The 25413-nt window shown below is 34.5% G+C and carries 20 protein-coding genes; 12 read left to right on the forward strand and 8 right to left on the reverse strand.

Translation table 11 applies throughout. The features are described from left to right. Positions 1 to 65 precede the first annotated feature (65 nt). The 6 genes from NKG37_RS18490 (at position 66) to NKG37_RS18515 (ending at position 6045) form a co-directional block, all read left to right on the forward strand. Positions 66 to 281, forward strand: coding sequence for a DUF2922 domain-containing protein (locus tag NKG37_RS18490; protein WP_016204857.1), 216 nt, complete (start codon positions 66 to 68; stop codon positions 279 to 281). Positions 282 to 376: 95 nt separating this feature from the next. Next, positions 377 to 514 carry a YvrJ family protein gene (locus tag NKG37_RS18495; RefSeq protein ID WP_016204856.1) on the forward strand — a complete coding sequence of 46 codons (138 nt, stop codon included), beginning with the start codon at positions 377 to 379 and terminating at the stop codon, positions 512 to 514. 230 nt (positions 515 to 744) lie between these two features. Next, positions 745 to 945 carry a cold-shock protein gene (locus NKG37_RS18500; protein ID WP_016204855.1) on the forward strand — a complete coding sequence of 67 codons (201 nt, stop codon included), beginning with the start codon at positions 745 to 747 and terminating at the stop codon, positions 943 to 945. Between the two features lie 250 nt (positions 946 to 1195). Further along, complete coding sequence (locus NKG37_RS18505) at positions 1196 to 2341, forward strand: exonuclease SbcCD subunit D (RefSeq protein WP_254415080.1); 1146 nt, start codon at positions 1196 to 1198, stop codon at positions 2339 to 2341. Continuing rightward, positions 2338 to 5478, forward strand: a complete 3141-nt coding sequence (locus tag NKG37_RS18510) for an AAA family ATPase (protein WP_254415081.1) — start codon at positions 2338 to 2340, stop codon at positions 5476 to 5478. Before NKG37_RS18505 ends, NKG37_RS18510 begins: the two co-directional genes overlap by 4 nt. Before the next feature lie 30 nt (positions 5479 to 5508). Then, positions 5509 to 6045: a M15 family metallopeptidase gene (locus NKG37_RS18515; RefSeq protein WP_101731225.1), complete on the forward strand. Its 537-nt coding sequence runs from the start codon at positions 5509 to 5511 to the stop codon at positions 6043 to 6045. Between the two features lie 59 nt (positions 6046 to 6104). Here the strand turns inward: NKG37_RS18515 and NKG37_RS18520 are convergent, their stop codons facing one another. Then, positions 6105 to 7151 (reverse strand): M42 family metallopeptidase, encoded by a 1047-nt coding sequence (locus tag NKG37_RS18520; RefSeq protein WP_016204851.1) that lies wholly within the window; start codon positions 7149 to 7151, stop codon positions 6105 to 6107. A gap of 562 nt (positions 7152 to 7713) precedes the next feature. On the opposite strand from NKG37_RS18520, the gene NKG37_RS18525 reads away from it, so the two are divergent. The 3 genes from NKG37_RS18525 (at position 7714) to helD (ending at position 13688) form a co-directional block, all read left to right on the forward strand. Then, entirely contained in the window at positions 7714 to 9594 is a 1881-nt protein-coding gene (locus NKG37_RS18525; RefSeq protein WP_051994026.1) for a lipoteichoic acid synthase, read from the forward strand. Positions 9595 to 9762: 168 nt separating this feature from the next. After that, complete coding sequence (locus tag NKG37_RS18530; protein WP_254415082.1) at positions 9763 to 11013, forward strand: MFS transporter; 1251 nt, start codon at positions 9763 to 9765, stop codon at positions 11011 to 11013. A gap of 353 nt (positions 11014 to 11366) precedes the next feature. Beyond that, a complete protein-coding gene (gene helD / locus NKG37_RS18535; RefSeq protein WP_254415083.1) occupies positions 11367 to 13688 on the forward strand; it encodes an RNA polymerase recycling motor HelD in 2322 nt (773 codons plus the stop codon). Between the two features lie 207 nt (positions 13689 to 13895). Here the strand turns inward: helD and NKG37_RS18540 are convergent, their stop codons facing one another. Next, a complete protein-coding gene (locus NKG37_RS18540) occupies positions 13896 to 15266 on the reverse strand; it encodes a dipeptidase (protein WP_169188539.1) in 1371 nt (456 codons plus the stop codon). A gap of 170 nt (positions 15267 to 15436) precedes the next feature. Here NKG37_RS18540 and NKG37_RS18545 point away from each other — a divergent pair, with 170 nt between their 5' ends. Next, complete coding sequence (locus NKG37_RS18545; RefSeq protein ID WP_254415084.1) at positions 15437 to 18793, forward strand: hypothetical protein; 3357 nt, start codon at positions 15437 to 15439, stop codon at positions 18791 to 18793. A gap of 33 nt (positions 18794 to 18826) precedes the next feature. Here the strand turns inward: NKG37_RS18545 and NKG37_RS18550 are convergent, their stop codons facing one another. From NKG37_RS18550 to NKG37_RS18565, 4 genes are all read right to left on the reverse strand, one after another. Beyond that, entirely contained in the window at positions 18827 to 19399 is a 573-nt protein-coding gene (locus tag NKG37_RS18550; protein ID WP_016204847.1) for a class D sortase, read from the reverse strand. Next, on the reverse strand, positions 19389 to 20336 hold the full coding sequence (locus NKG37_RS18555) for a processed acidic surface protein (RefSeq protein ID WP_254415085.1): 948 nt from the start codon (positions 20334 to 20336) through the stop codon (positions 19389 to 19391). Before NKG37_RS18555 ends, NKG37_RS18550 begins: the two co-directional genes overlap by 11 nt. Before the next feature lie 572 nt (positions 20337 to 20908). Further along, complete coding sequence (locus tag NKG37_RS26390) at positions 20909 to 21091, reverse strand: hypothetical protein (protein WP_367976029.1); 183 nt, start codon at positions 21089 to 21091, stop codon at positions 20909 to 20911. Between the two features lie 235 nt (positions 21092 to 21326). Continuing rightward, positions 21327 to 21872, reverse strand: a complete 546-nt coding sequence (locus NKG37_RS18565; RefSeq protein WP_016204845.1) for a pyridoxamine 5'-phosphate oxidase family protein — start codon at positions 21870 to 21872, stop codon at positions 21327 to 21329. A gap of 126 nt (positions 21873 to 21998) precedes the next feature. Here NKG37_RS18565 and NKG37_RS18570 point away from each other — a divergent pair, with 126 nt between their 5' ends. Beyond that, complete coding sequence (locus NKG37_RS18570) at positions 21999 to 23390, forward strand: MocR-like pyridoxine biosynthesis transcription factor PdxR (protein WP_254415086.1); 1392 nt, start codon at positions 21999 to 22001, stop codon at positions 23388 to 23390. Between the two features lie 12 nt (positions 23391 to 23402). Further along, positions 23403 to 24038: a hypothetical protein gene (locus NKG37_RS18575; RefSeq protein ID WP_254415087.1), complete on the forward strand. Its 636-nt coding sequence runs from the start codon at positions 23403 to 23405 to the stop codon at positions 24036 to 24038. Here NKG37_RS18575 and NKG37_RS18580 read toward each other — a convergent pair. Beyond that, positions 24033 to 24416, reverse strand: a complete 384-nt coding sequence (locus NKG37_RS18580; protein ID WP_016204842.1) for an Hsp20/alpha crystallin family protein — start codon at positions 24414 to 24416, stop codon at positions 24033 to 24035. The genes NKG37_RS18575 and NKG37_RS18580 overlap by 6 nt on opposite strands. A 114-nt stretch (positions 24417 to 24530) precedes the next feature. Continuing rightward, positions 24531 to 25289 carry a TraR/DksA C4-type zinc finger protein gene (locus tag NKG37_RS18585; RefSeq protein ID WP_016204841.1) on the reverse strand — a complete coding sequence of 253 codons (759 nt, stop codon included), beginning with the start codon at positions 25287 to 25289 and terminating at the stop codon, positions 24531 to 24533. Between the last annotated feature and the right edge of the window lie 124 nt (positions 25290 to 25413).

The raw sequence follows: 25413 nt of genomic DNA on the forward strand, positions 1-25413 counted from the left end.
TTAGTACCACAGCAAGGGAGATTACTATTGTTTCACTATTAAAATAGAAGAAAGGAGAATTTTGAATGGCAAAAACATTAGAATTAACTTTTGAAACAAATAATGGGAAGTCGTCAAAGCTATCCCTTGAAAGTCCTATAGAACCAGTTAATTCAGAACAAGTATTAACAGTTATGCAAAGTATTATAGCCGCTAATGTTTTTACGTCCAATAATGGAGAATTAGCAGCCGTCAAAGGGATACGTTTGGTTGAAAGAAATGTCACTGATTATGAAATCTAAGAAATAATGGAGGATTATTACTATGGGGCTAATAACAAAGTAATACTATTAGTCCCAAGTAATAGGGTAGAGAGTTTCCATAGGAGGCGTGTAGAATGGAGGAATTAATTTCATTTATCAGCCAAGTTGGTTTTCCTATCGTTATCAGCTTCTACTTGCTGAACCGGATTGAAACTAAATTGGACATAATGATTAGCTCGATTCAAAGTTTACCTGAATTAATCAAAAAATAGAAATCTCTTTTATTAAGACTAGTAATTAAAATTATCAAAAAAATGAAAGGGTTTTCTATTGACAATAATAGTTAAAAATGTTAAATTTACATTAACCGTTATTAACGTATCTAGTATTTTATTTATTCGATTTGTTACTGCAAATGAGAGATTAATAGCCCAATGCTTATGCGTGAAAATGGTAATTTAAAGATGAAGCTAGCAAAGCTTTTTTAGGAGGATTTTTTTACATGAAAAACGGTAAAGTAAAATGGTTTAACGCAGAAAAAGGTTTTGGATTTATTGAAGCTGAAGATGGAAATGATGTATTTGTACACTATTCAGCGATTCAAGTGGAAGGCTTTAAATCTTTAGAAGAAGGCCAAGGCGTTTCATTTGAAGTAGTAGAAGGTGCACGTGGCCCACAAGCTGCTAACGTTACTAAAATATAATAATAACAATTCCTTATATAAAAAAGGTCAGGCCCAAAAAGGGTCTGACCTTTTTCTATTTGATCCACAGATTACCACATTCGTTATCTGAAAATATGCATTTCCTTCCTTAATAGAAATAATTGGCTAACTTCCCCTCCTATTCCTCCTCTTTTAAATTGTTTGCTATAATAGTAGAATATATTATTTAATTGGAAAAAATTATTATACGAATATCATTCTTTTTTTCATAAACATAGAGGTGAAAATAGTGAAATTTATTCATACAGCAGATTGGCATTTAGGAAAATTAGTTCATGGATTATACATGACAGAGGATCAACGATTTATGCTTCAACAATTTATGGAGCTAGTAGAAAAGGAAAAGCCTGATGCTGTCATTATAGCAGGTGACTTATACGATCGCTCCATTCCGCCAACTGATGCAGTTAATTTACTTGATGATGTTTTATATTTTATCAATGTGGAATTAAATACACCGATTCTTGCTATCTCAGGAAATCACGATAGCGCAGAGCGGTTATCTTTTGGTAGCTCATGGTATCAGAAAAATCGCTTTTATTTAAATGGAAAAATCGAAAACAGTTTTACTCCCGTTTCATTGGGTGGAGTGAATTTTTACTTAGTACCGTACTGCGAACCAGTTGTAGTACGAAAATTATTAGCGGATGATACGATACTTAATCATCATGAAGCAATGAAAGCGATAATTGGAAAGATTGAAGATAATTTAACTACAAATGAACCGAATGTGCTGATTGGTCATAGTTTTGTACTTGGTGGTAAAACAACAGATTCCGAGAGAAGTTTATCTGTAGGGGGATCAGGTTGTGTTGGTGCGGAACTATTTGCTCCATTCTCTTATACTGCGCTTGGGCATTTGCATAGTCCAAATGCTATTCATCATGAAACTGTAAAGTATTCTGGCTCGTTAATGAAATATTCTTTTTCGGAAGCAAAACAAAATAAATCTGTATCTATTATAGAAATAGATGAAAAAGGAAGTTTCACGCAAAAGTATCATGCACTTACTCCGCAAAAAGATATGCGAGAGCTAGAGGGACATTTAGAAGAATTATTAGATGTTGCTTATTATCAGCATCAAAAAGTGGATGATTATTTAAAAATTACATTGCTTGATGAAGGGGCGATTTTAGATCCCATTCAAAAATTGCGTCAAGTGTATCCTAATGTTCTGCACTTAGAACGAAAAATAGAAAATAGAGATCGTAAAGAAAAGTCGCTGCTACAGGTACAAAAAGATGCTCAGAAAAATGAACTGGAGTTATTTGCATCATTCTATGAAGAAATGACAACAGCTTCTTTTACGGAGGAGAAAAAAGACTGGATGGAAAGTGTTATTAACAAAGTTCTAAGAGCGGAGGGTGCTAAATGAGACCTTTAAAACTTACGATGCAGGCATTTGGCCCTTATGCTCATAAGGAAGTAATTGATTTTACTGTTTTAGGAAATCGAACGATGTTTGTCATTTCAGGGAAAACTGGTTCCGGGAAAACAACTATTTTTGACGGGATAAGCTATGCCATTTATGGGAAAGCAAGCGGAGAAGACCGAAATGGGCCAGAATTACGCAGTCAGTTTGCTGATGATTCTTTGCTAACAGAAGTTAGTTTTGAATTTAAACTAAAAGAAAAACGATTTTTAATCACACGCTCTCCTCAGCAAGAGAAGAAGAAGGCGAGGGGAGAAGGGTTTACTACAATTGGAGCAAAAGCCGAGCTATTTACGTTTAATGAAGATGGAGAGGAGTTACTAGTTGCCTCTTCCATTCGTGATGTGGACGAAAAAGTAAAAGAAATAATGCAGATTGACAGTAATCAGTTTCGGCAAATACTGATGATTCCACAAGGGGAATTTCGCAAATTACTGACTTCAGATAGCAAAGAAAAAGAAAATATCTTGCAGCGGTTATTTCATACCGAAATGTATAAGCGCATAGAAGATAAATTAAGGGACCAAGCACAGGGGCTAAAAAAAGATGTTGAGCAAAAGGTTTTGCTGCGCAATAATGCCTTATCTAAAATAGATGCTGTTTTCCAAGATGACTTAATAGCTTTGATGGAAGCAGGAAGTGACAACGATGTGGCAATTCTTCCTCTATTAGAACAAGAAATAGGACTAATGGGAGAAGAAGTAAATAAATTACAAACGATGCTTGATCAAAAAAATAAAGAACGAGATGTTATTAGACAGCATTTATATGAAGCTGAATTAATTATAAAACAAATGAAGCTAAAAGAAGAGCTTTCCATACGTTTAAAAGAATTGGATGAACAAAAAAAGGATTATTCCAAAATAGAAAAGAAAATAGAGTTGGCTCAAAAAGCAGCTCTTCTAGCCCAGCAAGAAGAAATTTGCCACCATTTAAAAAAACAAATCGATGGTAAGCAGGTAGAAGAAAAGACCATTCGATCCTCGTTAGAAAATATTCAGGCAAAACTTGTCAAAGCAGAACAGCTATATACCCAGGAATTAGCGAGGGATGAGGAACGCAAACATTTGGCTAATTATCTTGCTGATTTAAAAAATATGGAAAAGGATGTCCTGCAATACGCAGAAGTCGAAGGGCAACTTTTAAAATTAAAAAGAGACATGGAAAACCTTGCTTCTAAACAAGGAATACTCCAAGTACAGCGAAAAGAGAAAGAGTCTACGATTCAAAGATATAAAGAACGGATCAAACAATTAGACAGCATGAAAGAATTGCTGGTTAGTAATAAAGATAAAATTCGCAATCTGCAATCTATATTAGAACGTATTAATGACTATTTAGAAGTGTCCCAGCGTGTAATAAAACGTAAGGCTGATGCAGATTCGAAGGAAAAACAGCTAGAAATTATCGTAAGAAGATTTGAAGATGCAAAAGCATTAGTAGAAGAGCTAGAGAATAAATGGCTTACTAATCAATCATATATTTTAGCAAGGAATTTAAAGGTGGATGAAGCTTGTCCAGTATGTGGGAGCGTACATCACCCTAACCCTGCAACAACTATTACACAGCATCAAGATATCTCTGAAGAAGACCGAAAAAGCGCGAAAAATGATTTGTCAGCAATAGAAAAGGAAAAAATGAAAACTGAAACGGCTTGGGTAGAAGCAAATACCCAATGGAAATTGCTAAATGAAGATGCGCAAATGAAGCTGCAAAAAGTTGTAGATATTTATCCTTCCTTTATAGTGGAGGATGGAGAAATAGTAGCCAATACAATCCAAAACGAGCTCCAGGATATCAGCCTTGAACAAAGGAAATTAGTGGAACAAACAGCGGAAATGGAAAAAATGAAGCAATCTTTATTAGAGGTGGAAGATCAACATCAAGATGTACAAGCACAGCTTGAGAAAATAGCAGGAGAAATCCAAGAAACTACCATTCAATATACAGAGCAAAACACAATGCTAAAAAATATGAAAAATACAATTCCTACCGATTTACGGGAAATATCTCAGTATAAAAAAATGTGTAAGGACACCTCGTTACAATTAGAGAAATTGGAGGCACAATTTGTAAAAGCGCAGGAAAAGGTTCAGCGCACAAAAGAAGACTGGCAAAAAGAGTCGGTTCGATTAGAAAGTATTGAAAAACAGATAATACAGTTATCCGAAAATTTACAGGCGGAAAGAGAGATTTTCTTAAACAGAATGACACAACAAGGTTTTGCAACGTATCGCTCTTATGCGGAAAGTAAAGTACCTGATAAAGAAGTGGAACAGCTGAAAGCAGCGGTACAGTCTTATCGCGAAGAGTGTCGTTCCGTTTCTGATCGATTAAAAGATTTGGAAGAGGCGCTTAAAGATATAACCGTACCAAATATGGATGAGTTACAAAACAAGTTAACCATAATAGTGGAAGAAGTAAATAAATTTCAGCAAGAACATACGAATATGCTAATAAAACAAAAAGACAATAAAGCGATATATAATCAAGTTGTACAAATAAATCAACAGGTAAAAGAACTAGAAAATCAATATAATCTAGTTGGCCATTTATCCGATATAGCAAGAGGTCAAAATGCGCAGCGAATTACATTTGAACGTTATGTATTGGCATCTTTCTTAGATGAAATATTGCTGCAGGCGAACAGTAGACTTAATAAAATGACAAGTGGCCGCTATCAGCTTGTCCGAAAGAGTGATCGCTCAAAAGGAAATGTCCAAAGTGGCTTAGAATTACTTGTATTTGATCAGTACACAGGCCAAGAAAGACATGTTAAAACTTTGTCAGGTGGGGAAAGTTTTAAGGCAGCATTATCGTTGGCTTTAGGACTTTGTGATGTCGTGCAAAATTTTGCCGGGGGAATTTCACTTGAAACAATGTTTATCGATGAAGGATTTGGCACACTAGATCCGGAATCATTGGATCAAGCAATTGAAACACTTATGGATATTCAAAGCTCAGGAAGACTGGTCGGCGTTATTTCCCATGTACCTGAATTGAAAGATAGAATGGAAGTAAGACTAGAGGTGATCGCTGGACAAACAGGAAGTACTACTCGATTTGAATATTTACATTAATAAACAACAACAGAAACCAGGAGCATTATTTTGAGAAAAAAAAGAAAGAAACGTGGAAGAACGATATTTATTATATTGATTTTTTTCTTCATTCTTCTATTATATTGGAAATTAAATCAACCTGACTATAGTAAGGTGCCTATGCCTACAGGCTTAAATCCAGTTGTAGAGGAGAATAAAGATATTCTTGTCAAAAAAGCAGGAGATATTGGAATTCGGGTAGTAATTACCGAGGACTTCAGAAGTGTAGAAGAACAAGACCGTCTATATGAACAAGGTAGAACGAGAGAAGGTTCTGTTGTTACCAATGCAAAGGGTGGGGAATCGTATCATAATTATGGACTTGCTATTGATTTTGCCCTTTTGGATATTAACGGAGCAGTTATTTGGGATATGAAATATGATGGGAATGGAAATGGCAAAACTGATTGGTCTGAAGTAGTAGAAATAGCAAAAGAGCTAGGCTTTCAATGGGGAGGAGACTGGACTAACTTTAAAGATTACCCACACTTTCAAATGGATTTTGGCTTGTCCATTGAAGACTTACAAAGAGGCAAAAGACCTTGAATAACAAAAAAGAGGATGACTCATAATAATCGGTGTCATCCTCTTTAAATTTGTAAAGATTAAACCAATTGACTTAATAAATAATGATAAATTAATTTCCCTGTTGCCTCAATAGAAGTAAAATGAGTGCGTTCATAGGCATGAGAAGAATCAATTCCAGGTCCGATTAACGCATGTTTAATATCATGACCAGACCGGATTGCAGCAGAGGCATCAGATCCATAGTACGGGTAGATATCTAGCTGGTAGGGAACCTCATGCTTATCTGCTAATTGAACAAGGTGTTTTCTTAAAGCATAGTGATAAGGACCGCTCGAATCCTTTACACAGATGGACACTGTATACTCGTCAGTTGATTGGCCATCTCCCATTGCCCCCATATCTACAGCCAAATACTCCACTGTTTCTACTGGAATATTTGAATTTCCACCATAACCAATCTCCTCATTATTAGAAAAGAGGAAGTTAGTTGTATATGGTAGTTCGACGTTACTTTCTTTTATTGTTTTCATCAATAATAAAAGAATGGCTGCACTTGCTTTATCATCTAAATGCCTGGATTTAATAAATCCAGACGGAGTTATTTCTACCCGTGGGTAAAAAGAAACAAAGTCACCAACTGAAATACCTAAATTTTTCACATCTTCTTTGGTTTTAACGATTTCATCAATTCTGACTTCCATATTGGCTTGATTACGCTCTGCTGTTCTAGCATCTTTATAGACATGTACAGAAGTTTGATGAAGGAGAATGGTTCCGGTATACGTCTTTCCAGAAGTCGTTTCAATGATACAATTTTCTCCTTCAATACTGTTATATGTAAAACCGCCAATTAAATCTAAGCGAAGTCTTCCGTTCGATTTGACTTCTTTGACCATGGCACCAAGTGTATCAACGTGAGCAGTAAGCATACGCTGTTTGTCTGTTGTTTTGCCAGGGATAGTTGCAATCAATCCTCCTTTATTATTTCGATAGGTTGAAATATTGGCTTCCTGTAAATATTTCTCCAATAATTGAATGATTGATTCTGTATTTCCTGATGGACTTGTAACATTTAATAACTGCTCTAATAAAGCGATATACTCTTTTTGATCAATATGTATCAACTGAATTTCCTCCTTTTTAAATCCATTCCATTATACTATTAAAAAAATGAATATTAAATATGCTTGTTCGCAGTTTAGCTTACTTATTTGCAGGGTAGAAAGAGATGGTTGTGAGTATTTACCATTTTCATTTTTAATAAAATCTGCTATTATTCATTCTTGTCGAAAATACGCAAAACATGTTCTTTTCTCCCTTTTTTTCGTATAAATATAGATATTGCTGGAAATATTCATTAATTTAATGTAAGATGTGGTTAATTTGAAATCTCTCTTAATGTAAATTTACATTAACAGGAAGTAAAAGGAATGACCATTTTGAAAATCATGTGTTATAATGGATTACGTCATTTCTTCAACTGCTACTTCTTGATAGGATGAACAAATGGAAGGGCAGTAACATATGTAGATAAGGTAGCACTATTTAAGGGAAAATCAACAGCATATTAAAAATTGTTAATTATTTGAATTGAGGTGAACGGGATTGAAAGGTACAGTGGAATTATTTCGTAAATTTTTAACAAAACATTCTTCTTTCTTTTTAATCGCCATATTTTTATTTTGGATGAAAACGTATATTGGATATAAGGTAGAGTTTAGCATTGGAGTACAAGGACCAATGCAGGAATTTCTATTATTTATTAATCCATTGAGCTCCGCACTGCTCTTTATCGGACTTGCTCTATTTGTTAAAGGAAAATTACAACCTGTTTATATTACGATAAACACAGCGTTGATGTCAGCATTGCTTTATGCAAACATCGTATACTATCGATTCTTTACTGACTTTATAACAGTTCCAGTAATGATGCAGGTAAAAGTAAATGGTGGACAATTGAGTGACAGTATTTTATCACTTCTAAAACCATATGATATTCTTTATTTCCTAGATGTTATTATTTTGATTGTTTTATTAGCTACAAAAGCATATAAACCTACTATACAAAAAAATAGAAGAGCAGCAAAATCTGTTTTTGCATTAGCTATTTTAACATTTGTTATTAATTTAGGATTAGCAGAGGCAGATCGTCCTCAGTTATTAAGTAGATCTTTCGATAGAAACTATTTAGTGAAATATTTAGGTGCTTATAACTTTACTGTATATGATATTGTGCAAAACGCTAGATCTGAAAGTCAGAGAGCGTTGGCAGACAGCAGTGATATTACCGAGGTGCAAAATTTTATTAGTGCCAATTATGCTGAGCCAAATGATAAATACTTTGGCGTTGCAGAAGGCAAGAACGTTATCTATGTATCCCTTGAATCATTGCAAAGCTTCATTATTAATTACAAGTTAGATGGGCAAGAAGTTACACCGTTTTTAAACTCTTTACTTAAAGATGAAAACACATTCTATTTTGATAATTTCTTTCACCAAACAGGACAAGGGAAAACATCTGATGCAGAATTTATGATGGAAAATTCTTTATATGGAATGTCTCAAGGAGCTGTTTTTGTAAATAAAGCACAAAATACATTACAATCAGCACCAGCCATCCTAAAAGGAAAAGGCTATACTTCTGCTGCGTTCCATGGTAATTATAAAACCTTCTGGAATCGTAATGAAATGTATAAAACGATTGGATACGATTATTTCTTTGATGCAGAGTATTATGATATGTCCGAAGAAAATACGAAAAACTATGGAATGAAAGATATTCCTTTCTTTGAGCAAAGCATGCCTTTATTAGAAGGGTTAAAGCAACCATTCTATACAAAATTCATTACTTTATCTAACCACCATCCATTCGAAATGGATGAAGGCGATACAGACTTCCCAGCAGGTGACTTTGGCGATAATGCGGTAAACCACTATTTCCAATCTGCTAATTATTTAGACGAATCAATCCGTTTATTCTTTGAAGAGTTAAAAGAATCTGGATTATATGATAATACAGTGATCGTTATGTATGGGGACCATTATGGTATTTCTGAAAACCATAATAAAGCTATGGCACAAGTACTTGGTGTCGATGAAATAACACCATTTATGAATACACAGCTTCAACGTGTTCCATTGTTTATTCATGTGCCAGGTGTAGAAGGAAATGTAGTAAGCGAATTTGGTGGCGAAGTAGATGTAATGCCAACATTAATGCACCTTCTAGGTATTGATACAAAAGATTATTTACAAGTTGGTTCTGATTTGCTGTCTGAGCAACACCGTGAAACAGTTCCATTTAGAAATGGAGACTTCGTTTCTCCAACACTCACAAAAATTGGTGATAACTATTATAATGCAGATGGTGAGTTAGTCGATGCTGAACAAGGCAAAGAACAAGCAGAAGCAGCCGCTGCGGAATTACAAGCTTCTGATAGTATTGTGATGAAAGATTTACTGAGATTCCATAAACCAAATGGATTCACTCCGATCAATCGCGATGATTATCACTATTTAAAAGGTTCAACAACAACAAGTAATACAGAAGAATCAGTAGAAGAATAATAAAAAAATCCCTTTCCGTTTGGAAAGGGATTTTTGTGTGTAAACGTTCAAAAATAATTCAATAAATCTTCAACAAAAAGGCTTGCAGGTTTGTAGGGATGAGAGTATGATAACAATGAATATTTCAGAAATTGAAATAATTTTGATTAGAAAAAGGATGATACAGGGATGATGGAGTCAGAACAGACAAATTCAGAAAATGAGAGGCTTAGCATCAAGAATGGAATTTACACAACGCTTATATTAAATATCTCTAATAACTATTTTCCCCTTTTTGCGATAAGTGTTTTAGGGGCAACCAATTATCAAGTAGGATTAATTAGTTCACTTCCACAGTTTATTGGAATGTTCGCAATGATCATTGGTTCTATTATCATTAATCGGCTTCAGGAGAAAAAGATGTTTACCGTGTATTCTTTTTTCGTTGCAAGGCTTTTTTTAGTTGGTATTGCTTTAGTCGTATTTATACCTGATAAATATCAAGCAATCGTTTTTATTGTTTTGGTCGGACTTATGAATTTTCCTTTTTCCTTTGCAAATTTAAGTTGGCAGGCATTCATTGGAGATATTATTCAAGAAGATAGAAGAAGTGGATTTTTTAGCACGAGAAATAAAATGATGACCATAATTGGCATGGTTTCGACTTTCTTTATTGGTATATTTCTGCAATTTTTTGACAAATCTAATCCGACACCTTATTTCGTTTTATACTTATTAGCTTTTGCGTTTGGCTTGTTAGAATTACATTATTTAAAACAGCATGCGGAGCCAAAAAAGAAAGTAGTTATAAAAGAAAAGACATCGTTATTTGGAATAGCTGTTTTTAAAAATAAACCATTTTTATACTTCATCATAAGTGCGCTGTTTTTTAATTTTGCATGGCAAATGTGCTGGATATTGTTTAGTATCTATCAAATAAAATTTGCTGGAGCAACAGGGCTATGGATCAGTTTATTTGCAGTTGCTAATTCGATTGGTCAAATCGTAAGTTTTAAATGGTGGGCAAGAATGGCGGATAAGCATTCAAATGCAAAAATGCTTATTTTAGTGTCTATCGGAATGGCTGTTGCTCCATGGATGACACTGGTTTCCACAAATCTTGTTTTTCTTGTAATTACAAATATATTTGCTGGTTTATTTGTATCTGGAACGGTCTTGTTACTGTTTAATCAGCTGTTGGATGTGACGACAGAAGATAACCGCAGCATCTGTATTTCCAACTATAATATACTACTTGCTTTCATTGCGTTTATCGCACCTCAATTTGGTGTTTATCTCTTAGAAACAACGAATATATATACTGCAATGAATATTTCAGGTTTTTTAAGAGCTTTTAGCGGTGTATTCTTCTTTTTTCTTTATTTATATTTAAAAAGAAGAGAAGGAGTTACGTTCAAGCGAAAAATGGCAAAAATATAAAGGGAAACTTCCGTCAGTGGGAGGCTTCCTTCCTCTCCCACTGCTGGTTAGTTGAACCAATTGGACCTTAACGGACAGTTGATATCCCACCTATCTTCCTCGTATACTTATAAACTTGAGGGGGAGTCTTACTCTCCGTTAAGAGTGGGGGTAAATACACATAATAAATCCCATATCTGTAAAAGATATGGGATGCTTATTCTTATTAAAGTGGAAATTAAATTGTAAATATGATAAAATAAATGAATCTTTTAGTGATATCATTTTGATTAAAATATGTATAGTTTTTCTATAATAATGATATCACATAATGATTCTGCTTGTCAAGCTAATTGATTAGGGGTGGGGGCACTATGAGTAATAATAAGGAAGCACTAGAAAAAGTCACCGAACAAAAGAGAATTGATTTTGTGCGGAACGAAATGGACGATAAGTTGAAACTAATGGAACAAGACATTCACAATATTGGCGGCGATGTGAGTCAAATTCGTTCTAACTTTTGGGAAGATGTTACAGTTAACTTAGATGAACCAGATGACGTTATCGAAACATTTACAAGTATAAAACAGCAAGCAGAGCTGCTTGGAGAGAGAGAGCGAACATATGGACAGATTCATAGACAGCAGAAGATTCTTCATAAACTGAAAGATACTCCATACTTTGGAAGAATTGATTTTGATGAAGCTGGTGAAGGAACAGAACAAGTCTATATTGGAATTGCTTCTTTTATGGATAAAAAAAATGAAACATTCTATATCTATGATTGGAGAGCACCGATTTCTAGCGTTTACTACGATTATTCGCCAGGACCTGCGTCTTATCAAACACCTGGTGGGAAAATTGACGGTGAATTATTGCTAAAAAGACAATTTATCATCCGGAATGGAAAGTTAATTAGCTTATTTGATACAGGTGTGACGATTGGGGATGAGTTATTGCTTGAAGTTCTTGGCAATAACGCAAATTCGATGATGAAATCGATCGTTGCAACAATTCAAAAGGAACAAAATCAAATAATTCGTAACGAAAAAAGTAGGTATTTGCTAGTACAAGGAGTGGCAGGAAGCGGAAAAACATCTGCAGCATTGCAACGGGTAGCCTACTTATTATACAAGCACCGAGATACATTGAAATCAGATAATATCATGCTTTTTTCTCCTAATCCACTTTTTAATAGCTATGTATCCACCGTACTACCAGAACTTGGGGAAGAAAATATGCGCCAGTCTACTTTTTTTGAGTATTTACAGACACGGATAGGAAAAGCGCACCAAGTGGAAGATTCTTTTTCGCAATTAGAATATTTATTAACGGAAACAAATACACTTCAAAAAGAAAGCAGATTAAAGAGTATTCAATTTAAAAGCAGTGTTGCATTTAAAGACCTAATAGACAATTATTTTCGTGCGTTACATAAAGACGGCATGGCATTTAAGGATATCGTTTTTCGTAACAAAGTGTTTATTTCAAGGGAAGAACTGACGAGAAAATTTTACGAGATGGAAAGTCACATCTCCATTCCAAATCGAATTCAGTTACTAATTGAATGGGCTCAAAAAGAAATGAAAAAGCATGCAAAAGCGGAAAGAAAACAGCAATGGGTCGATGATGAAATAGAACTATTGGATAAAGAGGAGTACTTAGAAGCCTTTCATGCAGCCCAAAAGAAAAATGGCAAAGAAGATGAATTCGACTATTTTGATCAAGAGGAAAGGTTTTTGCGAAAGGTGATTGTGAATAGGCATTTTAAATCGATATATGTCTCTATTAAGAAAAGGAGATTTATTGATATTCCTGCTATGTATCGAGAGATTTTCCTATTAAGTTGTCCAGAATCGGTAACAGAAGAGGTTTGGCGAAAAATAGCAGAGCAAACAATCGCCAATCTTGAACAAAGTTTCCTATCGTATGAAGATGGTACGCCTTTTGCCTATTTAAAGGATAAAATAGAGGGAAGAAAATCGACATCCGGTATTCGTCAGGTATTTATCGATGAAGCACAGGATTATTCTGATTTTCAGATGAATTATTTAAAAGAGCTGTTTCCGTATAGCAAGATGACGCTTCTTGGAGATATTAACCAGGCGATTTATGCCCATCAGCATAACGAAATAGTTAGCAAGGAAGTCAATGAAGAAGTAGAACGAATTGTGTTAATGAAAAGCTATCGATCAACAAAAGAAATTGTTGAATTTACAAGAGGACTTGCTGTAAATGGAGACTTGATTGAGCCCTTTAATCGTCATGGAGAAAAACCAAAAGTTATACATGCTCAGGATTCGACTAAGAAGATAGACGATCTATTAATTCGAATAAAGGATTGGCAGGAGAACGGGTATAAAACAATTGCAATCATTTGCAAAACAATTAAGGAAAGCAGTGAAGTTTATGAATTGCTAAAAAAGAAAATAGACGTACGCTTCATTCAAAAAGGAACGACATCTTATGAAAAGGGCATTTCCGTAATTCCTGCCTATTTGGCGAAAGGGATTGAGTTTGATGGTGTAGTTCTTTATAATGCTTCCAGTTATCATGGAGACTTGGAAAAAGAATTATTTTATACTGCTTGTACAAGAGCAATGCACGCATTAACGATGTATATGGATGATGGTAAATTAAATCCATATTTCGATCAGATAAACCAAGATACGTATAAGACGATAGAGGTTAACTAACTATGTCTTTAATAGAAGGAAATGTGAATTTATCTCACTGTTGCTGGCAGTAAGACCTAACCGCAAGCTGCCAAAAATTAGGATACGAGGATGGAACTCTCTATCGTATTGGTCCGATAAGTGTAACGAACCAACAGTGGGGGATGAAAAACCCTCACTGTTGGTTCGTTTTCTTTATTAAATGGTTTTACTATCTTACTTATTTTTTTACCATACTTCGGCAAGTTCAAACCAGTAATGACAGATGGTTTCTAAACCTTTATCATAGTTTTCAAGGTGAAAATGTTCATTTGGTGCATGGAAATTTTCATCTGGTAAACCGAATCCCATTAATACAATAGGTAAGTTTAAAATTTGGTCAAATGCTGCAACAATTGGAATAGAACCGCCACCTCTTGTATAGGAAGTCGGCACTTTGTACACTTTTTCATAGGCTTTTCCAGCTGCTTGAATCGCTTTATGATCAAAAGGTGTTACAAAAGGAGTGCCTTTATCAAATAACTGTAATGTAACTTCAACACCCTTTGGTTTATGTGTATCTATATGTTTCTGTAATAAAGCTACTATTTCTTCAGGATCCTGAGCGGGGACAAGACGACATGTAATTTTTGCACTTGCTTCTGAAGGAATAACGGTTTTAACCCCTGTTCCTTGAAATCCCCCTTTTATTCCATTAATTTCAAGTGTTGGTCGAACCCATAGTCTTTCTAGTGTGGAATATCCTTCCTCACCGAAGAGAGTAGGAGAGCCCGTTTGTTCAATAAAAGATTCATCTGCAATTTGGAGTGCTTCAAATGTCTCTTTTTCCTCTTTGGTTAAAGGAGTCACCTGATTATAAAACCCATCAACCGTAATAACTCCGTTTTTATCATGGAAGCTAGCTAATAACTCGCTTAATGCTGTAATTGGATTTTGAATGGCACCGCCAAATAAACCAGAATGAAGGTCGCTTTTGGGACCTTTCACATGAATTTCCATTCCGCATAAACCACGTAAGCCATAGCAAATCGTTGGTTTCCCTTCTTCAATCATACCTGTATCTGAAATCACAATTACATCAGCACTTAATTGTTCTTTATTTTCTTCTACAAAGATCGGTAAGGCAGGACTGCCAATTTCCTCTTCTCCCTCCATACAAAATTTAATATTCACGGGAAGAGAACCTGTTGTTTGCAGTATCGCTTCAATTGCTTTGATATGCATAAAAACTTGCCCTTTATCATCACTTGCTCCTCTAGCATACAGCTTCTCGTCCCGTATTTCTGGTGAGAAAGGAGGGGAGTCCCATAATTCTAGGGGATCGACAGGCTGGACATCATAATGCCCATATACTAATACAGTCGGCTTGCCTTCTGCGTGAAGCCAATCTGCATAAACGACGGGATTCCCATTAGTCTGATAGATAGACGCATTTTCTAGACCTGCTTGAGTGAGTGAATGTACTAACCATTCTGCTGTTTTGTTTATATCCTCTTTGTGTTCTGGGAGAGCGCTGATACTTGGCAATGATAAAAAAGAGAATAATTCGTTCAAATGATTTTCCTTTTTTTCTTTCAAATAATTTTGAATAATATTCATCCTATCATCCTCCATTTATTTCGATATTGAAAATAAATTCGCTTATTTCTGGGAATATCCTTTTTTTTAGAAAATAAAATATATTGAAAAATAATTATTGCTAATGTAAAATTACACTATTAGTTGAAAAGGTAAGAAATTGATATGATTAGGGAGAAAGGATGCATAAAATGCAAAAAAATACGATTGCTATTTTTAATCCAATTATAGAGTTATTATATTCGAAGCAATACATATCAGAAGAGAGTTATACAGATATTACTTCTGGCTTTCAACGCTATTTAGAAGAAGAAGAGAAAAAAGAGCTACAGGAAAGAGAAGCACAAGAGAAGGTAGTTGGAAAAAAAGTTATCAAAAAGACGGAGCCAACCAAACAAAAGAAACAATATTCTCCAGAACAATTGCGGGAACGAAATATAGGTGTGATGCTTTACTTAGGAGTATTTCTTTTACTAATAGGTGGATTAGTCGTTGCGACAAGTAATTGGGACTCAATGCCAGGTTGGCTGAAAGCAACATCTATCTTCTTTGTTTCGATTTTATTTTTTGGGTTTGCATTATTATCGAAAAAAATTATTAAAATTGATCATACTGCATTTGCTTTCTTTCTCCTAGGAAGTCTGTTCTTGCCAATTGGATTTGTTTCCGTTAGTTTTTTTCAATTAGCAGGTGATTATCTCTCGATTCATGGTGAAGGTAAATACTTACTTGGAGTAATTGCTGGTTTTGTGCTTTTCCCAATTTATCTTGGATTAGCAATTTATTTGAATTCCCGTTTATACAAAGTACTTACGATTGCAACAATGACTGGAACGGTGGCATTTTTTCTTGCATTTCTGCCGCTATCCAAGGATGGCTTTTTCTTCTTTATGATTGCCTACCAGTTTATTTCAATCTATGTACTGTTAAAGCATCAACAGCTGAAATGGCTTCTTTACTTCCGAAAGGAACTTACGACGATTGTTCAAGTACAGCTAATCTTAACTGCTTTATTTATGACATTTATTTATGAGAATACGATAATGAATGGTTTCTATTACTTGTTAATTAGCAGTCTCTTTATGATGACTATCGCCTTAACGAAAAGAAAACATGATCATTTTTTCATTACGATTGCGATTGCAATGGGTCTTTATCGTATTTTCACATATCCATTAATTGCCGACTTTCTGCCACTTGCCTTTGGTTGCTTTAGTATTATTCTTCTATCTTTTGTTTTCATTTTAAGAGGGAAGATGGAATGGGGAAGAGTTTGGGAAATTACTAGCTTTATTATTGCACTATCTACATTCTTGTTTACAATTGTTTATTATGGAGAACTATTTCTTGAAGGCAGTATATATCTAGTACTAGCCTACCTCCTATTAGCAATAGAATTTTTGCTTTTATCAAAAAGACTGGACTATAGCTTTATTCGTTATTTACCAGTAGTATTTTTAAGCTTAGCTTTATGGAATATGGCTGCCTTACTTCAGTTAATAAATGATGCAGACAGTATTTTACTCGTACTTTACTGTATTCATATTGGCTTATTATTTCTGCTTGGAATTTTTAATAAGGGGAGCTTTTGGCAAATTATTAGAAAACCTTCCGCTATTTATTCTGTTTCTTGGATGGCGTTTATATCTTTCATTTCAACGGTGATTTTTATCGGTAAATGGTATATCCCTTTTATGATCGGTGGATTAACAATAAGTCTATTTGTCGGAAATAACTTGATAACAAATAAAAAGTATAAGCAAATTCTTTCCTATATTATTCCAATTGCTGTTTTTGGTGTTTATTTTACCTCAGCACAAGCGATAAATATTTTACAAGAGCAAGGACTTCCTTTCTCTATGGGAATAGCTAGTATATTCATGATTTTAACAGGAAGTACGTATGAGAAAATAGATAAAGAGATGGGGAGAATTAGCTATTTCGTCGGGCAAATAATGTATGGTTTTGGTTTGCTTTTGGTTTTTGAATATTTCGATATGAATAAATGGATCACAACTGGATTGTATGTATTAGCTATTCTTGTATTTTATGATCTTTATCGTAGATTGAAACATATCCTGATTGCTTGGTTAATCGCTATGGTTAGTTTAATTAGTTATTTTACTTTTGTCAGTTCTGTTTGGAACAGCGATACGCTCGTATTTGAAACGCTAATGAAATACGGATGGATAGGATTGTTTATTTTAGCCTTTACATTAAAAAATACATCTTTTAGGCTGCCGTTTTTAACGATTTCGCATTCGTACTTATTAATAAATATGATTATTGATCAAATATTTGCAGGGAATGATTCCTTTCTTCCGTTTATCTATGCGTATATTGTATACAGAATAAGTATTCATTTGGTTGGAAATAAATATTTGGTTAGGACATTCCGTTATGGAAGCTATCTATCCATTTATTTCTTTTTGGCAAGGATAATTTCGTTTGATTTTGCTGGAGGAAATTCCTATAGTTTCGCGTTTATTGTACTGTCACTTGTTTTATTTAGTATGTATTTCGTAGCAAAGGAAAAGGTAGAGATTCTTTACTTTTTCTTACCATTCAGCATAATCGGGATTATTTTTTGGTTGTTTGCCACACCGTTTACAATGATTACTTATTTTGTAATCCTTGTTTATGTGGCACTTATCTTATTGGTGATTCATCGAGAAAAAATACACCTATTATCACTTAGTGGAGTAGTCTTGTTACTTATTAACAATGAAATACTGATGTATGCGAAAGATTTTCTTCCATTTGATCGCTATCTATTATCGCTTATTTGGGGAATCTTATTTCTGTTCATGAGTACGAGTGTTTATACAGCTATGGTAAGATTGCGGGAAAAAGGAGAGAAGTGGGTTGATTTTTATCTCATAGGAAGCATTCTTTCGATCTTATCTTTATACGTAATTGAAACAACGTTTAACTGGGATATTGTCTTACCTGGAGTGCTTCTTGTAGTCGTAGCATATATCCAAAGAAACAGGGTAGACAAAGAAATGCAGTGGATTCCTAAGCTAATAAGCTTGTTTTTATTGTTATTACCGTATTATTCCTACCTTACGTTAATTTCGATTCCTTCTTATATCACTTCAGAGCTAGTTGTATTACCGTGGTTAGTGATTATGATTGGTACAAAGAAAATCTTAAGGAATGGAAAGCAAATGTTAGCCTATATAGAATGGGGTGTAGTAGGTACGATAGCTCTGATATTGGCAATAGATGGATATCTTTCCCACACCATATACGATGCTATTATTTTGGGAGGGCTTGCAGTTTTATCTATCTTATCAGGTTTTTATTTCCGTTATAAATCCTATTTCTTTGTAGGGATTGGTGTATTAGTACTTAATGTATTGCTACAAACAAGGCCATATTGGGGCAATTTCCCTTGGTGGGTGTATTTACTAATGGCAGGGTCTATCTTAATTACAATTGCTAGTGTTTATGAAATGCAGAAGCAGGGAAAACAGCCGAAAGCTGTTACAAAGCTAACTGATTGGAAAAATAGGTTGATCTTATTTTTAAAAACATGGAAATAAAAATTAGGGTCTGAACGTACGATTGTTCAGACCCTAATTTTTCATAATATCAATTGTTTGGGTTAATTCCGCTGTTACAATGTATCTTTTTGGTGCATTTCCGATAAAGGAAAAAGGATAGCAGGTCGTCAAGGTGAGAACTGGTCTAGGTTTAGGGGTAAGAATGGTTTTGTCTTTGGAAGACACCACAGAAAATTTCGTGATTTTGTATTCATATTCTTTTTCCGTTGTTTCGAGAATCAAGGAATCATTTTTTTCTAGATCTTTAAGAAAGCGAAAGAAGGTATCGCGATGTCCTGATAGGATGACATTATTGTTTTCGCCTGGTAAAGCACTTTTTTGATAATGACCAGCACCTTTTTTTAAAATCTCGGCACTAGTTCCTTCATAGACAGGAATACGCTTATTCTGATTTGGTATAATGATCGCTGCAATTTTTTCGCCTGGTTGTGCCTTATGTAATTTCGATAACACCCTTTGTTTGCCTTGGTGGAAAGACGGCTGCCTTGTGATGCTTTCTACCTTCGTATAACTGGTAGAAACATACAGAATCATCAACACCCCTACCAAAATAAGGAAGAGTCCAAGCTTCGTTCTATTTTTCATAGCTTGCTTTCCTAAATACTAAAAAAGCACCGACCAATGCTAACATATACCCTATACATAAGAAGACAGGGAGCGGGGAAGCTGTATTGGGAAGTTGTGCTGCATATAAATTAGCTAATTCTTGCGTCACTTCGGTTAAAGCCACCATTTTATCGATGGCTTCGACTGAAGAAACCATATCTGGTGTCACGACTGCATCTCCAATTAAAGTATTTTGGTTATCATATAATTCGATGGCAACAGTTGTATCCATTTCCTTAAGAAAGAGGTCAGTTAGTGCAAGTTCCGTTCTTTTTCCATTATCATCAATACCAATACCAATTAATACTGGTCTTAAGGATGTTGTGTTAAAAAAGTCTTTCCAAAAAGCACTTAATGCAGGATTCGTTACTTCATTTACCCCGCTTTCTTGATCTGTAGCTTGGAAATCATTTAATTGTTCTTTCCATTCCTCAACTTTTGCAGCTAAAAGGGCAGGATTTTGTCTATTTAAATGCCCGTAAAATTGTTGTTTTTCCGTATCGTCAAATCCGATATTTTCAAGGAATTTTTCCAACTTAAGCATTTTATCTTCATGATTTTTATAAAAGTCAATGGCAACCTCTAAATCTTCTAAAAACCAAAAATCTTCGACACCTTCATGAAAGCCTGCTAATAGTATATCCAATTCCTCTCGCGTCATTGAATTTTGGACAAGGAGTTGATCTAGATTAGTTGGAGTGATTGGTGTACCAAGTTGCTTTTCTAAAAGTTGAATAGTATCAAAATCACTCGTTTTTAATCCTTTAAAAGTTAAATATTCTTCTAAGTCATTTGTCGTCCAGCCTAGTTTATTAGCTAACATCTCTACTTCTTTTTCACTTGGAGAAGCGAACACAGGTGATACTTGCATACATACACCAAAGAAAAGAAGTAAAGAATAAAGAAGTTTTTTCATTAGACAAACCTCCTCCACAGTACTTATTGGTAGTGTTTGTCATTTAATGAAAAAAATACGTGAATAAGCAAAGATATTTTTGGAGAAAGGGGAAGTGAGAGAAGTGAAACTAAAAAGGTCTTTGCTTTATGCAAAACCTAAGTTGAAATTATTCATTTGTTTAACACAAAAAATGAGATAGATCTGCTAAAGTGCTGTGGAAATCAGCAGAAATGGAAGTAAATCAGCCAAAGGAAAGAGGATATCAGCCAAACATGAAATAAATCAGCCGAAGGAAAGAGGATATCAGCCAAAAATGAAATAAATCAGCCAAAGTAGAGAGGATATCAGCCAAAAACGAAATAAATCAGCCAAAGGAAAGAGGATATCAGCCAAAAACGAAATAAATCAGCCAAAGGAAAGAGAATATCAGCCAAAAACGAAATAAATCAGCCAAAGGAAAGAGGATATCAGCCAAAAACGAAATAAATCAGCCAAAGGAAAGAGAATATCAGCCAAAAATGAAATAAATCAGCCAAAGGAAAGAGAATATCAGCCAAAAATGAAATAAATCAGCCAAAGGAAAGAGGATATTAGCCAAACATGAAATAAATCAGCCAAAGGAAAGAGAATATCAGCCAAAAACGAAATAAATCAGCCAAAGGAAAGAGGGTATCAGCCAAAAATCCGCCAACATCTAATTTATCTTGAAAAACTCCCATTACTTCATTTAGCTTTTCTTCTTCCTTAAATAGTAGAAGAAAAGCATCTCTCATCACATTTCTGATTGTTTTAACAGCTGTTAAAACCGTATGCTGTTCTAAGTAACCATATAGAACAGACGGAAGTCATTCTACTTTACCAGTACTATGGATAAGCTGGCCAGTAATAATATTTATTATCGATTGGTTCAACTAACCATCAGTGAAGGATGAAGTAAAATCCCCACTGATGGAAGAGAAGAAGTTCAAAACAAATAACTAGCATTTCAATAATTAACTTTCTAAATCCTTACATGTCCATCCTAATCGTTCTCCCCGGTGTAAACCTCACATTTTCATCCAACTTATTTTCTTTTGCCGTAATAGCTGTAGGAGTGATTTTATAAATCGCTGTTTTACTCCCTAGAGTAGACACGTATCTTTCTAAATGAGATTTAGCTAGTGGTTTTTCATAGTAACCGGGAACATATTTATGTAACATTGCTTGCATGACATCACGGGATTTATCGATATCTTCTAATAGCGTCACGTTTCCGAATATCATCACACACATATATGCAGTGTCAACTTTAGCGGGAATGGGATTGCTCATGATGCCTCGTTCTTCGCTGACAGTAAAGCATACTTGGTTATTTTTGCTGATGATGCGTGTTTTTCTTCCTTCACTTGCACCGTGAAAATATAGGTGATTTCCGAACCAAACATAATTAAGTGGAATGACATAAGGTGCATCTGCATCTACTAAGCCGAGATGTCCAATATGCGTATGATGTAAAAATTGATTAATTTTCTCTTTATCGGTAACTTCCATCATTGATTGTCGCATTACACTCATTTTTTTCTTCCTTTCCTTCCATTTATTGTTCCTTCATTTTAAAATGAAATAAGTGAATTCCATAGGAACAGTTTAAGAAAAGTTTTTAGGTACAAATAGATTTAAATGGAAAAGGAGGAGGAGTAAGTGAATATCGCTATTCATTTGCATACAGACAGTAAGGAGCCTGTATACATGCAATTGTATTACTATTTTAAAACAGAAATTTTAACCGGGAAGATAGAAGCAGGAACAAAGCTGCCATCGATTCGCTATGTAGCAAGCTTTTTGCAAATTAGTAAAAATACAGTCATTGCTGCCTACCAACAGTTGTGGATGGAAGGGTATGTGGAAAGTAAAGAGAAAAGTGGATATGTTGTGGTTGCTTTACCTAGCTATGAATATACAGCGACACAAACACAAGTAGGACATAAACAAAGCCAAAAGGTAGAGGAAAACTATTTGATAGATTTTCAGTATGGAGATATTGATATGACTAATTTTCCAATTAACGCTTGGAAGAAGACAGTAAAAGAGGTAATGGAGGACAAGCAATTTAACTGGATGATGTATGGAAACAAACAAGGTGAAATATTACTTAGAGAAGAGCTGGTTGGCTATTTATATAGATCAAGAGGGATTCAGACGACAGCCAATCAACTTATTATTACCGCAGGGACGGAACACTTAATTCATCTAGTCCTCTCGCTATTGGAGAAAAATTCATTATGTATCGGAATGGAAGAACCAGGATACGATGGCGTCCGAAATGTATTTAAGGAGAGAGAACTTCCTATTTATCCTATCCCAGTGAAGGAAGAGGCTGGGCACGACTTTTCTGCGCTAAATAGTTTGTGTAATCTCATTTATGTTACTCCATCACATCAGTTTCCAATCGGCAAGATTATGCCAATTTCAAAAAGGATTGAGTTATTAGAGTGGGCTGAAAAAGTGGACGGGTATATTCTAGAAGATGATTATGACAGTGAGTTCCGGTTTCAAGGTTCACCTATACCGAGTATGAAAGCAATAGATCAGCAAGATCGAGTTATATATATGGGGACTTTTTCGAAAGCATTTTTACCTTCCTTAAGAATAAGCTATATGATTTTGCCAAATCTGCTGCTTGAAAAGTGGATAAAAAAGAGTAGAACAGAGTCGCAATCAAGCTCCCCGCTATTGCAGTTAGCATTGGGTCTATTTATACAAAAGGGAGAATTTGAGCGTCATATTAAACGAATCCGTAAGGTCTATGAAAGAAAATATACTTTTTTAGTTCAATGCATCACAAAGTATATGGGTGATAAGGTTGAAATTATTGGTGAAAAAGCTGGTATGCATTTGTTGATTCGTGTTCCTCCTAAAAAGGAAGATGTATTTATCACAGAAGCAAAAAAGGTAGGAATAAAAGTATATTCTACGAAACCATATTATTCTCAGGAAAGAGAGGATTATCCTCTATTATTAGGTTTTGGGGGATTGAAAGAAAAGGAAGTGGAAGAAGGAATTCAACATTTAGCACAAGTTTGGTTTACATAAGGAGGAATATTTTTGGTATCAGTACGAACATTTTTAATTGGAATAATCGTTGCATTTTCTGCTTTCTTTGTTTTGGATAACTATTTTTCTTATCCCATATTTTTGAATATATTTATTTGTTATATCCTCGTATTTATTACAATGTATATCGCATCCTTGTTTAGCATTCATACAACGAGAAACATGATGATGTTGGAGAAGTTATTTAGAAAGAATAGAAAGCATCCATATTATAGTTTTGTCCATGCATTAAGTAATAAAGATGATAAAAGGGTAATTACAAGTTATCGAAAACTAATCAAACGGAAAAAATATCAATCCCAATTTGCTCTATTCACGATTTTATTTTCTCTTTATTTTGGAAAAACGTTAGGTCTGAGAGAAGAAGCGGAGAAAATAAAACAATTGGAAATAAAGTCCTACTACTTGGCGTTAATAAATATAGAAGAAAGTCAGTTTAAAGAAGCGAAGAAAATAATAACAACCATAACAAAGAAATGGATGAAAGAAGCACTGTTAGCAGAAATCGCTTTAAAAAAGGGGGAAGATGAAGTAGCGAAAAAGCATGCTAAAAGTGCTTTAAAGCATACGAAAGGTATTCAATATTATGTGTTGAAAAAAGGGTATGAAAGAGAATTTGAGTTATAGAAATTGAATTGGAATAGTAGTGGACTGTATCTTGTTTAGCTGTTTTTCTTTCCGAATGAAAATTTCAAGAATTTGATTTGCGTATATGGCGCAAATTGGATTTTGTGTAATCGGGATTGGAAAATCAATCGTTCTTTGTTTTTGTTCCCAACGACCAGAATCTTGGATGTTTGCTTTAATAGTAAGCAAATTCTTTCTTACAGAAAGGTGGATACTGTTTTCTAGACAGTTTGGTAATAATGCTTCAACAATATATTCCTTTTCTGTTTCGTACACGTCAATCCGAAATTCTGTTTCATCTAAAATGGAAGTCAGTGGATCAAGAAAATGATTTTTCAACCATTCATCCATTAAATGAATCCAGTTATCATCAGTCATATATAGTCCTCCTTAGTATATTTAGCTTATTCTAAAGAGGGGAAAAGGTGATGATGATTCCAAAAAAAAGGTTGTCTAAAGGTAGGGAAAGTCCTACTTAGACAACCTTTTTTCTTAGTCATTATTTTCTACATATGGTTCATGTTCATAAGCAGGCAAGTCACCGAATGTCGTCATAATACCTTCTTCATCCAAACTTTGTTCATAGCGTTTATGCTGTTCATTAGGATAAATGGTTATATTTTTTCCTTCTATATCTACTCCGACAAAGTTTTCATAGTCTTCAACATAGCCAATATTTTCATTGCTCTCTGTGTATACGTCATTATAATCGTCATACACTAGATTGGCAAAATCAGATGGTGTTTCTGAAGTACCCCAACTGGCAACCTCTTGCCACGAATCTTCGGCATCGAATCCGACTGATTCATCTTTATTATCCATATCAAATTTGCCAAAAGGAGGCGTTAATATTTCCTCTTCTACAGGACGATTATCCGAAATTTTCTGATCAGGAGAATGCTCCTTGCAGTAAAGAGTAGTAGGTATAACTTCCAGCCTCTCAATCGGGATATCTTGAGAACACTCTGTACACTTTCCGTATGTTCCTTCTTCTATTGCTTTTAATGCACGTAATACCCCCATATACTCATGGTGATAATGTTCCGACAGAGCGATATCTTTTTCTCTTTCAAATAACTCTGTTCCTTCATCTCCTGGATGATTATCATAACTAGATAGTTCCCCAACAGATTCATGGTAATGTCCATGTTTCAAATCCAAGTTGTCATTTTGTTCAAATCTTACTTCTAGATCTCTTTTTTGTTCATCCAATATTTTTTGAAAATGGGACATTTCTTGTTTATTTAGCATAAGAACCTAATCCTTTCGAGAATTCGTTTGCTTTATTAGTATGAGCAAAACGATTAAGAACATTAAAGGAAATATGTACATATCATTTTTTAAAATAAATGACAACGATTTTAATTTTATACCC

The sequence above is a fragment of the Niallia sp. RD1 genome, assembly GCF_024219955.1.
Lineage (GTDB): Bacteria > Bacillota > Bacilli > Bacillales > Cytobacillaceae > Niallia > Niallia alba.

Bases quoted from the DNA above. Each gene is read 5' to 3' on its own strand.
- NKG37_RS18550 (WP_016204847.1), bottom strand. From the start codon at position 19,399: ATGAAAAATAGAACGAAGCTTGGACTCTTCCTTATTTTGGTAGGGGTG.
- NKG37_RS26390 (WP_367976029.1), bottom strand. From the start codon at position 21,091: ATGAGAGATGCTTTTCTTCTACTATTTAAGGAAGAAGAAAAGCTAAAT.
- NKG37_RS18545 (WP_254415084.1), top strand. From the start codon at position 15,437: ATGCAAAAAAATACGATTGCTATTTTTAATCCAATTATAGAGTTATTA.
- helD (WP_254415083.1), top strand. From the start codon at position 11,367: ATGAGTAATAATAAGGAAGCACTAGAAAAAGTCACCGAACAAAAGAGA.
- NKG37_RS18565 (WP_016204845.1), bottom strand. From the start codon at position 21,872: ATGAGTGTAATGCGACAATCAATGATGGAAGTTACCGATAAAGAGAAA.
- NKG37_RS18500 (WP_016204855.1), top strand. From the start codon at position 745: ATGAAAAACGGTAAAGTAAAATGGTTTAACGCAGAAAAAGGTTTTGGA.
- NKG37_RS18490 (WP_016204857.1), top strand. From the start codon at position 66: ATGGCAAAAACATTAGAATTAACTTTTGAAACAAATAATGGGAAGTCG.
- NKG37_RS18530 (WP_254415082.1), top strand. From the start codon at position 9,763: ATGATGGAGTCAGAACAGACAAATTCAGAAAATGAGAGGCTTAGCATC.
- NKG37_RS18555 (WP_254415085.1), bottom strand. From the start codon at position 20,336: ATGAAAAAACTTCTTTATTCTTTACTTCTTTTCTTTGGTGTATGTATG.
- NKG37_RS18580 (WP_016204842.1), bottom strand. From the start codon at position 24,416: ATGACTGATGATAACTGGATTCATTTAATGGATGAATGGTTGAAAAAT.
- NKG37_RS18585 (WP_016204841.1), bottom strand. From the start codon at position 25,289: ATGCTAAATAAACAAGAAATGTCCCATTTTCAAAAAATATTGGATGAA.
- NKG37_RS18510 (WP_254415081.1), top strand. From the start codon at position 2,338: ATGAGACCTTTAAAACTTACGATGCAGGCATTTGGCCCTTATGCTCAT.
- NKG37_RS18525 (WP_051994026.1), top strand. From the start codon at position 7,714: ATGAAAACGTATATTGGATATAAGGTAGAGTTTAGCATTGGAGTACAA.
- NKG37_RS18495 (WP_016204856.1), top strand. From the start codon at position 377: ATGGAGGAATTAATTTCATTTATCAGCCAAGTTGGTTTTCCTATCGTT.
- NKG37_RS18540 (WP_169188539.1), bottom strand. From the start codon at position 15,266: ATGAATATTATTCAAAATTATTTGAAAGAAAAAAAGGAAAATCATTTG.